Origin of the sequence: Halomonas eurihalina (genome assembly GCF_008274785.1) — a bacterium.
GTDB classification, from domain to species: Bacteria; Pseudomonadota; Gammaproteobacteria; order Pseudomonadales; family Halomonadaceae; genus Halomonas; species Halomonas eurihalina.
On sequence record NZ_VTPU01000008.1, the window covers coordinates 61,863 to 76,658 of the forward strand.

At 65.6% G+C, this 14,796-nt stretch carries 10 protein-coding genes; 2 read left to right on the plus strand and 8 right to left on the minus strand.

Annotated features, from left to right (window positions below; translation table 11 throughout):
* Positions 1 to 136 precede the first annotated feature (136 nt).
* Positions 137 to 2,185 (plus strand): choline BCCT transporter BetT, encoded by a 2,049-nt coding sequence (gene betT / locus FZZ93_RS09575; protein WP_149322105.1) that lies wholly within the window; start codon positions 137 to 139, stop codon positions 2,183 to 2,185.
* Between the two features lie 89 nt (positions 2,186 to 2,274).
* Here betT and FZZ93_RS09580 read toward each other — a convergent pair whose 3' ends face one another.
* From FZZ93_RS09580 to ptsP, 5 genes are all read right to left on the minus strand, one after another.
* Complete coding sequence (locus FZZ93_RS09580; protein ID WP_246146175.1) at positions 2,275 to 2,889, minus strand: methyltransferase domain-containing protein; 615 nt, start codon at positions 2,887 to 2,889, stop codon at positions 2,275 to 2,277.
* A gap of 126 nt (positions 2,890 to 3,015) precedes the next feature.
* Positions 3,016 to 4,536 carry an acetaldehyde dehydrogenase ExaC gene (exaC, locus tag FZZ93_RS09585; RefSeq protein ID WP_149322106.1) on the minus strand — a complete coding sequence of 507 codons (1,521 nt, stop codon included), beginning with the start codon at positions 4,534 to 4,536 and terminating at the stop codon, positions 3,016 to 3,018.
* 178 nt (positions 4,537 to 4,714) lie between these two features.
* Positions 4,715 to 6,454: a PTS fructose-like transporter subunit IIB gene (locus FZZ93_RS09590; protein WP_149322107.1), complete on the minus strand. Its 1,740-nt coding sequence runs from the start codon at positions 6,452 to 6,454 to the stop codon at positions 4,715 to 4,717.
* Positions 6,451 to 7,428, minus strand: a complete 978-nt coding sequence (locus FZZ93_RS09595; RefSeq protein ID WP_187774503.1) for a 1-phosphofructokinase family hexose kinase — start codon at positions 7,426 to 7,428, stop codon at positions 6,451 to 6,453. The genes FZZ93_RS09590 and FZZ93_RS09595 overlap by 4 nt, the downstream gene beginning before the upstream one ends.
* Entirely contained in the window at positions 7,428 to 10,301 is a 2,874-nt protein-coding gene (ptsP, locus tag FZZ93_RS09600; RefSeq protein ID WP_149322109.1) for a phosphoenolpyruvate--protein phosphotransferase, read from the minus strand. The genes FZZ93_RS09595 and ptsP overlap by 1 nt, the downstream gene beginning before the upstream one ends.
* Positions 10,302 to 10,480: 179 nt before the next feature.
* Here ptsP and cra point away from each other — a divergent pair, with 179 nt between their 5' ends.
* Positions 10,481 to 11,494, plus strand: coding sequence for a catabolite repressor/activator (gene cra / locus FZZ93_RS09605; protein WP_149322110.1), 1,014 nt, complete (start codon positions 10,481 to 10,483; stop codon positions 11,492 to 11,494).
* Positions 11,495 to 11,512: 18 nt separating this feature from the next.
* Here cra and FZZ93_RS09610 read toward each other — a convergent pair whose 3' ends face one another.
* The 3 genes from FZZ93_RS09610 to FZZ93_RS09620 form a co-directional block, all read right to left on the minus strand.
* Complete coding sequence (locus FZZ93_RS09610; RefSeq protein WP_149322111.1) at positions 11,513 to 13,690, minus strand: ATP-binding protein; 2,178 nt, start codon at positions 13,688 to 13,690, stop codon at positions 11,513 to 11,515.
* Positions 13,691 to 13,730: 40 nt separating this feature from the next.
* Positions 13,731 to 14,240, minus strand: a complete 510-nt coding sequence (locus tag FZZ93_RS09615) for a putative pterin-binding protein (RefSeq protein ID WP_149322112.1) — start codon at positions 14,238 to 14,240, stop codon at positions 13,731 to 13,733.
* A gap of 120 nt (positions 14,241 to 14,360) precedes the next feature.
* Complete coding sequence (locus FZZ93_RS09620) at positions 14,361 to 14,789, minus strand: universal stress protein (protein ID WP_149322113.1); 429 nt, start codon at positions 14,787 to 14,789, stop codon at positions 14,361 to 14,363.
* Positions 14,790 to 14,796: the final 7 nt, after the last annotated feature.

Below are 14,796 nucleotides of genomic sequence, written 5' to 3' on the forward strand. Positions count from 1 at the left end.
TGGCCCCGTCTCTCGTCTACAACTCCCGCCATTCGGTCGATTCCGCCATTCGACTTGCAGTCAACGAAGGATGTGCGTATTTTATTTGAACATTCATTCAAAAAAAGAACTGCAAAGCAGAAAGAGGATATATTGAATGTCGGATAACTACGCCATTCCTGAAAGACGCGACCGGATCAACCGCACGGTCTTCCACGGCAGTGTGGCCGGTATCCTGATCTTTTTGATCCTGACCATGACGTTCACCGAGGAGGCCGGCGCCTTTTTCGACGCCGGCCTGGCCTGGGTGAACGATACCTTCGGTTGGTATTACATGCTGGCCGCCGTGGTCTATCTGGTCTTCGTGATCGTCATCGGTTGCTCACGCGTCGGCAGAATCCGCCTGGGCCCCGACCACTCACGCCCAGAATTCTCGCTGGTCTCCTGGGCTTCAATGCTGTTTGCCGCCGGAATCGGCATCGACCTGCTGTTCTTCTGCGTGGCAGAGCCGCTGTCGCACTACCTGACACCACCGGACCTGGCCCCGGAGAGCGCCGCGGCGATGCGTGCCGCCGTGCCCCAGACCTTCCTGCACTGGGGGCTGACCGGCTGGGGCATGTATGTACTGATGGGCATGGCACTGGCCTATTTCAGCTATCGGCATCGCCTGCCACTGGCCATTCGCAGCGCCCTCTTCCCGCTGCTCGGCAAGCGTATCCACGGCCCCATCGGCAATGCCGTGGACATCACCGCCGTGATCTCCACCGTATTTGGCATCGCCACCAGCCTTGGCATCGGCGTGATGCAGCTCAACTACGGGCTGACCTTCATGTTCGGCGTTCCTGAGAGCCTTTCCACCCAGGTAGTGCTGATCGTGCTGGTAGTGATCCTGGCCACCATCTCGGTGGTCACCGGCGTGGAGAAGGGCATTCGCCGTCTTTCCGAGTTCAACATGGGCCTGGCCGCACTGCTGCTGCTGTTCGTGCTCTTCCAGGGCGATACGCTGCACCTGCTCGACGCCCTGGTTCTCAACGCCGGCGACTACTTGAGCGGCTTCCCCGGAAAGAGCTTCGACACCTATGCCTTTGCCGGGCCCGACGCCCAGCAGTGGAAAGGCTGGTGGACCATCTTCTTCTGGGGCTGGTGGATTGCCTGGACGCCCTTCGTCGGCCTCTTCCTGGCGCGCATCTCGCGTGGTCGCACCATTCGCGAATTCGTCATCGGCGCCCTGTTGATCCCGCTCGGTTTCATGATGGCCTGGATGTCGATCTTCGGTAACAGTAGTATCGAGATGGTCGCCAACCAAGGGCTGGTGGAGCTCGGCCAGGAGGCACTCAACTCGCCGCAGACCACGATCTATACGTTCCTCGAACAGTATCCGTACATCGGTGTCACTGCTTCGGTGGTCACCCTGCTCGGTGTCGTGTTCTTCGTCACTTCCGCCGACTCCGGCGCCCTGGTGCTGGCGAACTTCACCTCGATCCTGTCCGACGTGAACCACGATGCTCCGATCCGCCTGCGCATCTTCTGGTCAGTGGCGATCGGCCTGGTCACCGTGGCCCTGCTGATGGCCGGTGGTCTGTCGGCCCTCCAGAGTGCCGTGGTGATCACCGCCGTGCCCTTCTCGCTGGTGATATTCGCCATCATGGCCGGCATGGCCCGAGCCCTGAAGCTGGAAAGCACCAAGGCCGATGCCCGCCAGTACGTCAGCGGAGCCGCACCGGGAGGCGACTGGCGAGAGCGTCTGGACCGCGCCCTGGATACCTCCAACCGTGCCGGCGCCGCCGCCACCATCGAGCACGCCATCCGCCCGGCCCTTCGCCAGTTCGCCGAGGAACTCGAAAGTCGCGGCCAGTCAGCGACAGTGACCGAGGAAGCGATCGACGGCGAGCCCCTGCCCAGCCTGACACTGCAGGTCGGCTTCGATGACGCCGCCAGCTTCGTCTATCAGATTCACGCTCAACGGCTGCGCACACCGAGCTTCCTGCCGGTGGATGACGACTACTATGTACGTCTCGATGTCTATCTGTCCGAAGGGGGTGCGGACAAGGACCTCAATGGCTATACCCGTGGCCAGGTGATCGGCGATGTGCTCGCCGAGTACGAACGCCACCTGCATTTCCTGTCGCTGGCCGGCAAAAGCGGCAACGTGCAGGCCATGCCCGGCTCGGTGGGCGAACCGCCCGCGGAAATCGCGCCAACCTGAGCATCATCGACAGCTCAGTGACAGGAAGCGGCGGCCGAATGGCCGCCGCTTCTATTCTGTACCCCAGTTTTTCTATCCCCAGCTCATGGTCAGCGCTCGAAACGCGCCACCTGCGTCGGCTGACCAAACTCCGGGTCCCAGTCGCCGATACCGGAGATCGTCACGCGATAGCCATTGCGCCACGCCACGCCACTGACCCACTCGCGAAATCGTGCACGATCCCACTCAAACTTGTGATCCGCATCACGCAACTCGCCCGGTTCCATGTCGTAGAGCGGGTTGTACTCGCGGTTGGGGGTGGTCATGATCAGCAAGCTTGGGCGCATCTCGCCAAAGACAGCCTGCTCGACCGCCGAGAGCTTCTCAGGGAGAACATGCTCGATTGTCTCCACCATGGCGGCGGCCTCGAAGCCGGACAAGGCCGGATGGGGCTCGGTATAGGAAGCACACACCAGTTCCAGGCATTCCCGGCGGCTTCCTGGCAAGTTTTCCAGAAGCAGTTTGGCCTGGGCCAGCAATTCGCCATCAAGCTCCAGGCCAACGACTCTTTCATACTGCGGTTCGCGCATCAGATACTGCAGCAGTCTGCCGGAGCCGCACCCCAGGTCCAGCACCCGACGGGCTCCGCTCGCCTTGAGTAGTGTCGCCACCCGTTGCAACCGTTCTTGATGAAGATCGTGGGTTTCAAGGTCGAGGATTTCCATGTGCTCTCCGCCAGTATCGAAAGAACGATGATGACGGAAAACGCGATGATCTTGTAGCCGCTGACGAATCGGGGGCGCGACTTGCGTCGCGCCCCCCGGAACACCTCGACCACAGGTGGCAGAAACTTAGAAGAAACCGAGCGGATTGGTGTCGTAGCTGACCAGCAGGTTCTTGGTCTGCTGGTAGTGCTCCAGCGCCATCTTGTGGGTCTCACGACCCACGCCGGACTTCTTGTAGCCCCCGAAGGCAGCATGCGCCGGATATTGGTGGTAGCAGTTGGTCCACACCCGGCCAGCCTGGATGCCACGCCCCATGCGGAAGGCCACGTTGATGTCGCGACTCCACACCCCGGCCCCCAGGCCGAACTCGGTATCGTTGGCGATGGCCAGCGCCTCGGCTTCGTCCTTGAAGGTCGTCACCCCGACCACCGGGCCGAAGATTTCCTCCTGGAAGACACGCATCTTGTTATGCCCCTTGAGCAGGGTCGGCTGGATGTAATAGCCCTTGTCGTAGGCGGGATCGAAGCTTTCGCGGTCACCGCCGGTAAGGAACTCGGCGCCTTCCTCACGGGCGACGTCCATGTAGGACATGATCTTGTCGAACTGCTCCTGGGAGGCCTGGGCACCGACCTGGACGTCAGTATCCAGCGGGTTGCCGCGCTTGATCGCCTTGGTTCGCTCGACCACCTTGGCCATGAAGTCGTCGTACATCGACTCCTGGATCAGCGCTCGGCTCGGGCAGGTACACACCTCGCCCTGATTGAGGAAGGCCAGCACCAGCCCCTCGACTGCCTTGTCGATGAACTCGGGCTCGGCATTCATGATGTCGGCGAAGTAGATGTTGGGCGACTTGCCGCCCAGTTCCACGGTGGAAGGAATGATATTAGCGGCGGCGCACTTGAGGATGTGCGAACCCACCGGCGTGGAGCCGGTGAAGGCGATCTTGGCGATACGTTTGCTGGTTGCCAGTGCCTCGCCGGCCTCGGCGCCATAGCCGTTGACCACATTGACCACGCCGGCGGGCAGCAGGTCACCGATCAACTTCATCAGCTCGAGGATCGAGGCCGGTGTCTGTTCAGCGGGCTTGAGGACCACGCAGTTGCCGGCGGCCAGCGCCGGGGCCAGTTTCCAGGTAGCCATCAGCAGTGGAAAGTTCCAGGGAATGATCTGTCCCACCACCCCTAGCGGCTCGTGGAAGTGATAGGCCACGGTGTTGGCGTCGATATCGGCCGCCGTGCCTTCCTGGGCGCGAATGCAGCCGGCGAAGTAGCGGAAGTGGTCGACGGCCAGGGGAAGGTCGGCGTTGAGCGTCTCGCGCACCGCCTTGCCGTTGTCCCAGGTTTCGGCGACGGCCAGCATCTCGAGGTTGTCCTCGATGCGCTGGGCGATCTTCAGCAGCAGGTTGGCACGTTCGGTAGCGGAGGTTCGCCCCCAATCGGGAGCGGCGGCGTGGGCCGCGTCCAGGGCGAGCTCGATGTCCTCGGCACCGGAACGGGGGATCTCACAGATCACCTCGCCGTTGACCGGGCTGATGTTGTCGAAATAGCGCCCCTTGACCGGCGGCACGAACTCGCCCCCGATATAGTTGCCGTAACGTGCGGCATAATCGACCAGGGCATCGGGCGTACCGGGATTGGCGTAGATCATGGCTTGGCTCCTGAGGATTGTCGTGCTGAATGAACACTCCTCAGTCTTGGCCATACATCGCCAACGGGACATACACCTTTGGCAGAACAACACCTTTGGCAGGACAACACCTCCCGGAGCGGCCGGGAGGTGCAGGCGTACTACTCAGGTTCCGGCGAACGTCGCCCTCGACGCCGCCTCATCCCTCCGTTGCCACCGACATCGCCTTGTCGCCACGCTTGAGCATGGCATAGCCCAGCCCGGTGACCAGCGAACCGGCGACGATCGCCAGTAGATAAAGCAGCACCGGCGTGATGGCGTTGGGAATCAGCAGCACGAAGATGCCGCCATGGGGAGCCATCAGCTTGGCGCCGAACAGCATCGTCAGTGCGCCGGTCAGGGCGCCCCCGACCATACTGACGGGAATCACCCGCAGCGGGTCCTTGGCGGCAAAGGGAATGGCGCCTTCGGTGATGAAGCACAGGCCAAGCACGAAGGACGCCTTGCCGGCCTCTCGCTCCGGCTCGGAAAACTTGCCGCCGGCCACGAAGCTGGCGATGCCCATGCCGATGGCCGGCACCATACCGGCGGCCATGATCGCCGCCATCGGCGCATAGCTCTCCGAGGCCAGCAGCCCCACACCGAAGGTATAGGATGCCTTGTTGACCGGCCCACCCAGGTCGAAGCACATCATGGCGCCGAGCAGGGTACCCAACAGCACGGCATTGGCCGAGCCCATGTTCTCGAGAAAGGCCGTCAGGGCGGCAAGAATCCCGGCCACCGGCTCGCCCACCACGTAGATCATCACCAAGCCGGTGACCAGGCTGGCCAGCAGCGGGATAATCAGGATCGGCTTGAGCGACTCGACGCTGGCCGGCAGCTTGATGTAGCGGGTCACCGCCTTGGCCGTATAACCGGCCAGAAAGCCCGCCAGGATGCCACCGATAAAACCGGCGCCGATGCTGGACGCCAGCATACCGCCGATCATCCCCGGCGCAATGCCGGGCCGATCGGCGATGGAATAGGCGATATAGCCGGCCAGCACCGGGATCATCAGCGCGAATGCCGTCTCGCCACCGATCTGCATCAGGGCGGCGGGCAGTGTGCCCTCTTCCTTGAAGGCCTCGATGCCGAACACGAAGGACAGCGCGATCAACAGGCCGCCGGCGACCACCATCGGCAGCATGAAGGAGACGCCGGTCAGCAGGTGCTTGTAGACGCCCTTCTCCTTGATGCTCTTCTTGGCTTCGCCGCCGCCGGCCGTCCCCTCGTGTTCCACTTCGGCCTCCGCCAGGGCCGCCTCGATGGTCGGTCGCGGCTTCTTGAGGGCATTGCCGGTGGAAGTACGATAAGTGCGCTTGCCGGCGAAGCGGGTCGGGTCCACTTCGATATCGCAGGCCAGGATCACCACAGCGGCGGCGGCGATTTCTTCCTCGGTGAGCGCATCCTGGGCGCCCACCGAACCCTGGGTTTCCACACGAATCTCGTGGCCCATCGAACGTCCTGCCTCGGCCAGCGCCTCGGCGGCCATGAAGGTATGCGCCACGCCCGTCGGGCAGGCGGTCACGGCGACGATGCGCTGTCCTTCGGCCCCGCTCTCTTGCGCTTCTGCCGTCGCCTCCTCGGGCTCGAAGGGACGAGCCTCGCGCTCGGCGCGCGCCAGGAAGGCCTCGGGATCGGGCAGCGCCTGGTCGATCGTTGCCTGGAAGACGCGCTTGCCAGCGAAGCGCGCGGCCTCGGGAATTCGCTCGGCCGCCACCACGACCAGTTCGGCGGCCTCCAGGGTCGCGTCGTCGACCGGCGTGACGGGTGTCGCCTCGCCATGCGCCTCGACCGTGACGTGCCAGTCCAGGCGCTCGGCGGCGCTCTGCAGGCGACGCGCGGCGAGATAGGTGGTGGCCATGCCGCTCGGGCAGGCGGTGATCAGGATCACATTCATGCAAGCGCTCCCCCTGCGTCGTCGCCTTCATCCAGGCGGCTCACGCGAGTCTGTCGTTGGAGTTCGGAAAAATCGGCGGCGTCCGGGCGTCCCACCCCGACATGCCGTACGGCCTCGGCGGACAGGGCCGTGGCCAGGCGCAGCGCGGCGTCGGGCGATGCCTCCTCGAGCACGCCATGCAGCAGCGCCGCAACCAGGGTGTCGCCGGCGCCCACGGTGTTGACGGCCGCCACCCTCGGCGGCACGGCTTGCCAGTCACCACCTCGTCCGAGCCACAGCACCCCGTCGGCACCGGCGGAGACCACCGCCTCCTCGACGTCGGCATCGCGCAGCCGACGTGCCGCCGCGTGACGTGCCGCGCCGTCCAGCGCCGACTGGCCGGCCCAGACGGCGAGTTCATGTTCATTGGGCTTGACCGCCGTGGCTCCCGCCGCGATGGCGGCATCGAGCGCCGGGCCGCTGGTGTCCACCCATGCCGGCAGACCCGCCTGGCGCACCCGGGACACGAGTTCGCCAAGCTTGTCGGGCGTCACGCCGGGCGGCAGGCTCCCGGCGATCACCACCGCCCGGGGGCGACCGGTCGATGCCGTGAGACGCCGCTCCAGTTCGCCGATCAACCGGAGCCAGGCCTCGGCGTCGATGATCACGCCCGGGCCGTTGATGTCGGTCACGCGTCCATCATCCTCGGCCAGCTTGACGTTGGTGCGGGTCTCGCCGGGAACGCGCAGGCAGGCATCCTCGACCCCCAGGGTCTCGAAGGCGCGACGAAAGACGCCATCGTTGTCGCTACCGAGAAAGCCCGACAGCGTCACCCGGTGTCCCAGCGCCACCAGCACCCTGGCAACGTTGACGCCCTTGCCGGCGGCTTCCAGGTGCGTCTCGCGAGTGCGATTGACGCGGCCGGGCGCCAGGCGCTCGAGGCCGACCGACAGGTCGAGCGCCGGATTGAGGCTGAGCACGAGCACCGGCGCCATCATGTCTCCTCCAGGGCGTCGCGCACCTCGTCGGCAGTGGCCCGGGTCAGCGCGCGTCGCGCCTGATCGCGGGCATCCGCCAGATCGAACTCGCGTAGCCGTGCCTTGACCATCGGTACCTGGCGAGCGCTCACCGAGAGCTCGTCGACGCCGAGTCCCACCAGCACCGGCACCGCCGCGGCATCCGAGGCCAGCTCACCGCAGACCCCAACCCACTTGCCCTGGGCATGGGCCGCCTCGACGGTCATCTCGATCAGCTTGAGCACCGAGGGATGCAGGCCGTCGGCCTGGGCGGAAAGCTCGGGATGCCCGCGATCGATGGCCAGGGCGTACTGGGTGAGGTCATTGGTGCCCACCGAGAAGAAATCCGCCTCCACGGCCAGGCTCGACGCCAGCAGGGCGCTGGAGGGCACCTCGATCATCACGCCCAGTTGAACGTCGGTGGTTCGCTCGTGCTCCGGCACCTCGGCGAGCAGTCGGTCGAGCATCGCCCGGGCGGTGCGCAGCTCGGCGACATCCTTGACCATGGGCAGCATGATGCGCAGCGGCCTGCCGACCGCCGCCCTCAGCAGCGCCTCGAGCTGCGTTGCCAGCACCCCGGGACGCGTCAGCGCCAGGCGAATGCCGCGCAACCCGAGGAAGGGGTTGTCTTCCTGGGGAACCGGCCAGTACGGCAAAGGCTTGTCGCCCCCCACGTCCAGGGTTCGCGCCACCAGGGGACGGCCGTCCAGGGCATCGAGCGCCTCGCGATACTCCGCCATCTGGGTATCGAGATCCGGTGCCTCGGCATGGGCCATGAACAAGAACTCGGTGCGCAGCAGGCCGACCCCTTCGGCGCCCCGCGAGACCGCGTCGGCAGCGTGCGCGGTATTGCCCAGGTTGGCCGCCACCTCGACACGATGCCCGTCCCGCGTGCGGGCCGGTTCGAAGCGGGCCTCCCAGGCCTCGCGCTCGCGACGCTCGCGGTCCGCCAACTGACGCTCGGCGCGCTGGCGACGCGCCTCCCCCGGGGCCGGCACAACCCGGCCCCGCTCGCCATCGAGAATCAGGGAGGTCCCGTTCTCCAGCGACAGGATGCGCTCGCCAGCACCCACCACGGCGGGAATCCCCAGCGCCCGGGCGAGAATCGCGCTGTGTGCCGTGGCGCCGCCCCTGGCGGTCAACAGGCCACGTACGCGCTCGGTATCGAGGCGGGCCACATCAGAGGGACCGATATCGTCCATCACCAGGATGTAGGGATGCGTCGGCGGCTCGGGCAAGGCCACGTCACAAAGCCGCCCCAGCACCCGTCGTCCCACGTCGCGCAGGTCGGCGGCGCGCTCGGCGAGCAGCCGGTCGGCAAGCATCTCCTGGGCACGGGCAGCGGTATCGATGGCCTCCCACCAGGCAGCCTCGGCGGAACGCCCTTCCTGAATGCCTTCGCGGGCGGCCTGCAACAACTCCGGGTCGTCGAGCATCTCCTCGTGCATGGAGAGAATCTCGGCGACCTCCCCGCCCCGCGCGCTGCGTGCCAGCGCCGCCAGTTGCTCGCCGCCTTCGCGAACCGCCACTTCGAGACGCTGCGTCTCGGCGGCGGGGTCATCGGCAAGCTCGGGATAATCGAAGCGCGGCATGCGCATCACGAACACTGGCGCAATGGCCAGGCCCGGCGAGGCGGCCACCGCCTGATAAGCGGTGTCTGCCGGCAAGGGCTGCGGCGCGTCTTCCTCGTCGGTCGTCACCGCCGCCTGCACGGACTCGCGGCTGTCGTCGAAGGGTTCCACCGCCTCGCCGAGCCCATCGGCGACGGCCTTGTCGATGGTCGCCAGCGCCTGTTCGGCATCCTCGCCCTCGGCGGAAAACACCAGCCACTGGCCACGCCGCGCGCCGAGCCCGATCACCTTGGTCAAACTGGTCGCCGACACCGGCTCGGCGCCGCCTTCCGCCAGACGCACCCGGATCGGCACGGCCTGTTCCCGGGCCACCTGGACGAGTTGCTTGGCCGGGCGCGCATGCAAGCCATGGGCGTTGAGCACCCGCACGCGTTGCGTGTGCGCCGCCGCCCCCTCTCCCGACAGGCGTGCCAGCACCGTTTCGGCATCGCCGCGTCGCAAGGTTTCGAGTTCACCGCCTTCCAGCAGGCTGGCGATTCGCTCCAGCAGCCCCAGGTGTGCGTCCTCCCGCGCCGCCAGGCAGAACACGCCATTCACGCCCTCGCCCTGTACCTCGAGGGCCGTGGCAGGCGTGGCCAGCGAGAGCGCCGGAACCGAGACATCGCGCCGGGCCATGGCCAGCCAGGTGCCCTGACCCAGCCGCCGGGGCATCGCCCCCGCGATCTCGGCGATGAAGCCATCCTCGACACAGCCAGCCTGTCTCAGCCGGGCCGCGCCGGCCAGCGCCAGCTCGCGAATGTCGCGCGCTGGCACTCCCAGACACAAGGTATCGGCGTCGAGCCGCGCCTCGACGGGAACGCGGGACAACAGCGCCACGACTTCCCCGGCATCATCGGCATTGGCCAGACGTTCGGCGACGTCGTCGCGGTCCAGCACGTGCGTCAACTGGCGCAGGATATCCAGGTGTTCGTCGTTCTGGGCGGCAATGGTCACCAGCACATGCACCCGCTGGCCATCGTGCCACTCGATGCCCCGGGGAAACTGCAGCACCCGCACGCCGGTGCGCAGCACATGGGTGCGACTCTCCGGCGTGCCATGGGGAATCGCGATGCCATTGCCCAGGTAAGTGGAGGACTGCGTCTCCCGGGACAGCAGCCCTTCCCGGTACGCAGGCTCGGTCAGTTCCGCGCCGACGAGGGATTCGGCGGCTAGGTCCAGAGCCGAACGCCAATTCTCGGCCCGGCAATCGAGCAGAATGTCACTCTCGCGTAGCGTCAGCATGGGGTTCTCCTGTACGGCGGTGACGCGAGCGGGGTCGCCCTGATGCTGAATCGTGTCACCTTAATGATTTCAATGCTGGATCGATTCATACTATATGGCAAGCTTGAACATCTACGACTTTGGCAGGAAGCAGGCACGACATCACCGCCGTCACCGATCGCCACGCACCGGAAGGTCCCATGACGCTCGCAGAAATCGCACGCTTGGCCGGGGTCTCCCGCACCACCGCCAGCTACGTCATCAACGGCAAGGCCCGGGAACGCCGTATCAGCCAGGATACCGTCGACCGGGTCATGGCCGTGGTGAGCCGTTACCACTACCGGGTCGATGCCCAGGCCGCCGCCCTGCGCCGCGGCTCCAGCCAGTTGCTCGGACTGATCGTTCCCGACCTGGAAAACGCCAGCTACGCGCGCCTGGCCAAGTTGCTCGAGCAACAAGCCCGCCAACGCGGCTATCACCTGCTGATCGCCGGTTCGGATGACGAAATGGCGCGCGAGCGCGAACTGGCCCTGGCCCTGAGGGCCCAGGGGTGCGATGCGCTGATCACCGCCAGTTGCCTGCCGATGGAGGCCCCCTTCTACCGGGACCTGATGGAGAGCGGCTTACCGGTGGTGGCGATGGACCGGGGCCTGGATCCGACGCATTTCGCCAGCGTGGTGAGCAATGACCGACAAGCCGCCGAGCAACTTACCCGCGTGGCGCTCGATGCCCCGGTCCAGCGCGTCGCCTGGTTCGACGCCGTGCCGGCACTGTCGATCAGCCGCGAGCGTCGCGCCGGCTTTCAGGACGCCCTGGCCCGGCACGACATGGAAGCCAGCCTGCATAGCGCGGAGCGCTATGATCGCGCCGCCGGCGCTGAGTTGATGCGGACGCTGCTCGACCAGCACGGCCTGCCCGACGTTCTGATCACCGCCTCCTATGCCCTGCTCGACGGGGTCTTCGATGTCCTGCTGGAAGACGGCGGCCTGCCCGGCGACCTGCGCCTGGCCACCTTCGGCGACAACCGGCTGCTCGACTTCCTGCCTCTGGCGGTGGACTCGGCGGTCCAGGACCACGCTCGCATCGCGGCCACCACCCTGGCCTGCGCCGAGGCGGCGGCCAATGGCGACTATCGCCCCGGGCACCAGGTCATCGGCCGGACACTGCATCGCCGCTCGGCGCCCCCCGAGCCGCGGCAGGGAGCGCGCGCCTGACACAGCCGCTCCGACGCGTTACCGGAGCGACGCGTCCAGCTCATCGAGCGCCTGCAGGGTGCCTTCGAGCGCGTACTCCAGCCGCTGCACATCGGCCGACGCTCCGTCGAGTGCACCATCCTCGCCGGCCTGCTCCAGGTGCAGGGCCGCATCGGCAACCTTCACCGCCCCCAGGCTGGCGGACTCTCCCTTGAGCTGATGGGCCTGATGGCGGACCTCCCCGGCATCGCCGCGCGCCACGGCGTCGTTCAGCGACGCCAGATGCTCACGGGCCTGCCCGCGATAGCGCTCTACCAGCGCCGCCAGCTCGTCGCTACTGAGACTCGCCTGCAGGGCTTCGATGACCTCGCTATCCAGCAGCGTCTCCGGCCCCACCGCCGCCGTCCGTGTCACCGCTTCGTCTGTGCCCCGCTGCAGATGACGTCGCAATATCGCCTGCAGGACGTCCTGGAATAGCGGTTTGACCAGATAGCCATTCATGCCCGCGGCCAGGCAACGGGCATGATCGCCACCTGGACCGCCAGCGGTCATGGCCACGATCGGCACTTCAGCCATCCAGCCGCCGCGCTCGCGGAGCCGACGCGTCACCTCCAGGCCATCCATGTCGGGCATCTGGACATCCATGAAGATCAGATCGAAACATTCCGCCTCGGCGCATTCCAGCGCTTCATGGCCGGAACCAGCCAAGCTGACCCGGCACCCCAGCTTGTTCAGCATGGCGCTGGCGACCTGCTGGTTGACGGCATTGTCCTCCACCACCAACAGCCTGGCACCGCTCAGGGCATTGTCGTCCTCGCGATGCGAGTCGACCTCCGGGGTGACCGTTTCCTCAGCACCTGGCACCAGGGGCAGCCGAACCCAGCAACGACTGCCGACGCGCAGTTGGCTCTCCATGCCGATGCGGCCTCCCAGAGCTTCCACCAAGCGCTTGCAGATGGCCAGCCCCAGCCCCGTGCCGCCGAAGCGACGGGCGGTGGAAGGGTCGCCCTGCCGAAAAGGCTCGAACAACTGCGCCTGACACTGCTCGTCGATGCCGCAACCGGTGTCGATGACATCCATCCCCAGTTCGCCATCATCGGTGACGAATGCCGACACGCGCACCTCGCCTCGCTCGGTGAACTTGATGGCGTTCGACAGCAGGTTCAACAAAACCTGACGCAAACGCCCCGGATCGCTGACGATATGGGCCGGCAGGGCCGGATCGATCCATGCCACCAGACGAATACCCTTGGCTTCGGCATGGGGGGCGAAGAGTGACAACGCGCCATTCACCAGCTCGGTGAGCGACAACGACCGGGTTTCCAGGTCGAGCCTTCCGGCCTCGATCTTGGAGAAATCCAGAATGTCGTTGATCAGCTCCAGCAGGCGTTGCGCACTGTCATGGATGGTGTCAGCGTAATGCCGGGCGCCCTCCGGCAGGTGGTGCTCCGACAGCAATTCGCTCATGCCGATCACGCCGTTGAGCGGTGTGCGAATCTCGTGGCTGACGGTCGCGAGAAACTCCGACTTGGCCTGACTGGCCGACTCGGCCCGGTGCGCCGTAACCTCCAGCTCGTCGCTGAGCGCTTCCAGGGCGCGGCGGGCGGCGGCATTGTCACGGGATTCGCGAATCAGGAAGGTCACCACCATCATCGCCGCCACGCTCATTGCCAGAATCAACACCAGCAACAGCCCGTACAGCCACTTCAGGCGGTCGCGCTCACGGGTCGAGGCCTCGGCCAGATGACCATTGATGGTCACGACCAAGCGTTCGGTGGACTCGCTCAGGGCAACCAGCTCGCGGCTCATCCTGTCCAGAGTCTCACCATCCAGGGTGTCAGCCTCGCTCAGGATGGCATCGAGTGCCTCGAGACGTCGCTCTATCTTGCCCGATAGTCGCTCGGCGAGCGGGATCGATGCGATGAGACCGGCGATATCGCCGCCCTTCAGCAGGGTGAGTCGGCTATAAAGCAGTTCAAAACGCAGTCGGGCATCCTCAAGAGCGGCCTCATCGGGCTCATGCAAGGCCAGGTAGTTGCGTAGCTGCACGACATCGCGGTCCAGCTTGTAGGCATGCCAGGTGGTATCCTCGCCCACTCGCCAGATCAGGCTATCCTGTCGCCAGGCCACCAGCCCGACCACCAGCAAGGCAGCGGCGAACAGCACCAGAGCGGAAATGGCGCCAAGCTTGAGGCGCAGGGGGTATTGCTGAAGCACCGGCTCCTCCTGGCAGGCTCAGAGCGTGTTTACCAATTACTTAATAAACAAAGATGCGATTCACCTGCCACACCGAGCGAAAGCGAATGGCCTCGGTCCTGAGTTCGGGATGCTGGTCGAAGGGATACACCACGAACAAGGGGCCGAAGTCCCGAATCGGCATCGGCTGGCCATTGCGCCGCATGGCCAGGATGACGTCATAACGCTCGAAGTCACTGATCGGGATGCTGGCCTCGAAACCATTCAGGGCCACGACCCTCACTTCACTGCCGTTGGCGCCCACGGCGTCCAGCAGGGCCGAGAAGAGCGGCCCCTCGAAACGCCCCGGGCCGGGGTGCCAGGGCGTCGTCGTGACGATGGAGCGCGATGCCAGACGGTCGAGCATGGCGCGATCGAAACGTGCCTCGTCACCGACATTGGGACGCGAAATATTGCCGCGAACGGTCAGGAGCACTTCGCCGCTGGGTGACGGCAGGGGCGCTGCCTCGACGGCGGCGCCCATGGCCGCCACCAGACCGACGATCACCGCGAGCACGGGCCTGAGGGACATGGGGACATCTCGGTTACTGGTCGTGTCGACAAGACTACGTGATTCAGGCGCCACATGCAGTGACAGTCTCGTCACATCGCGCCCCGGACGAGACGACACTTTCCGGGGCGCGAAGGCCGATCAGCGCACGATCATCACCGATACCTTGCTGTGGTGCACCACATGCTCGGCGTTGGGACCGAGGACATAATCGACGAACTTGCGCTTGGTGTGCGAGGCCATGACGATCAGATCGGCTTCGACCTTCTTGGAAGCCTTGATGATTGCCTCCCAGGGCGATCCCTCGACGATCACGCTCTGGACCTGAATATCTTCCGGCACCTTGTCACGAATGAACTCGTGCTGCGCTTCACTGACCGCCTCACGGGCCTTCTCGGCGAACCCCGAGGGGAAATAGCTTCCCACCAGGGGCATCTGGTAATCCGGCAATACCGTCACGACATGCAACGAGGCACCGAAGCTGCGGCACAACGTCAAGGCCGTGGGCAACGCCTTGGACCAGGAGGCCTCTGCGTTAAGGTCCACCGGCAACAGGATCTTGCTGTACATGGCTCAC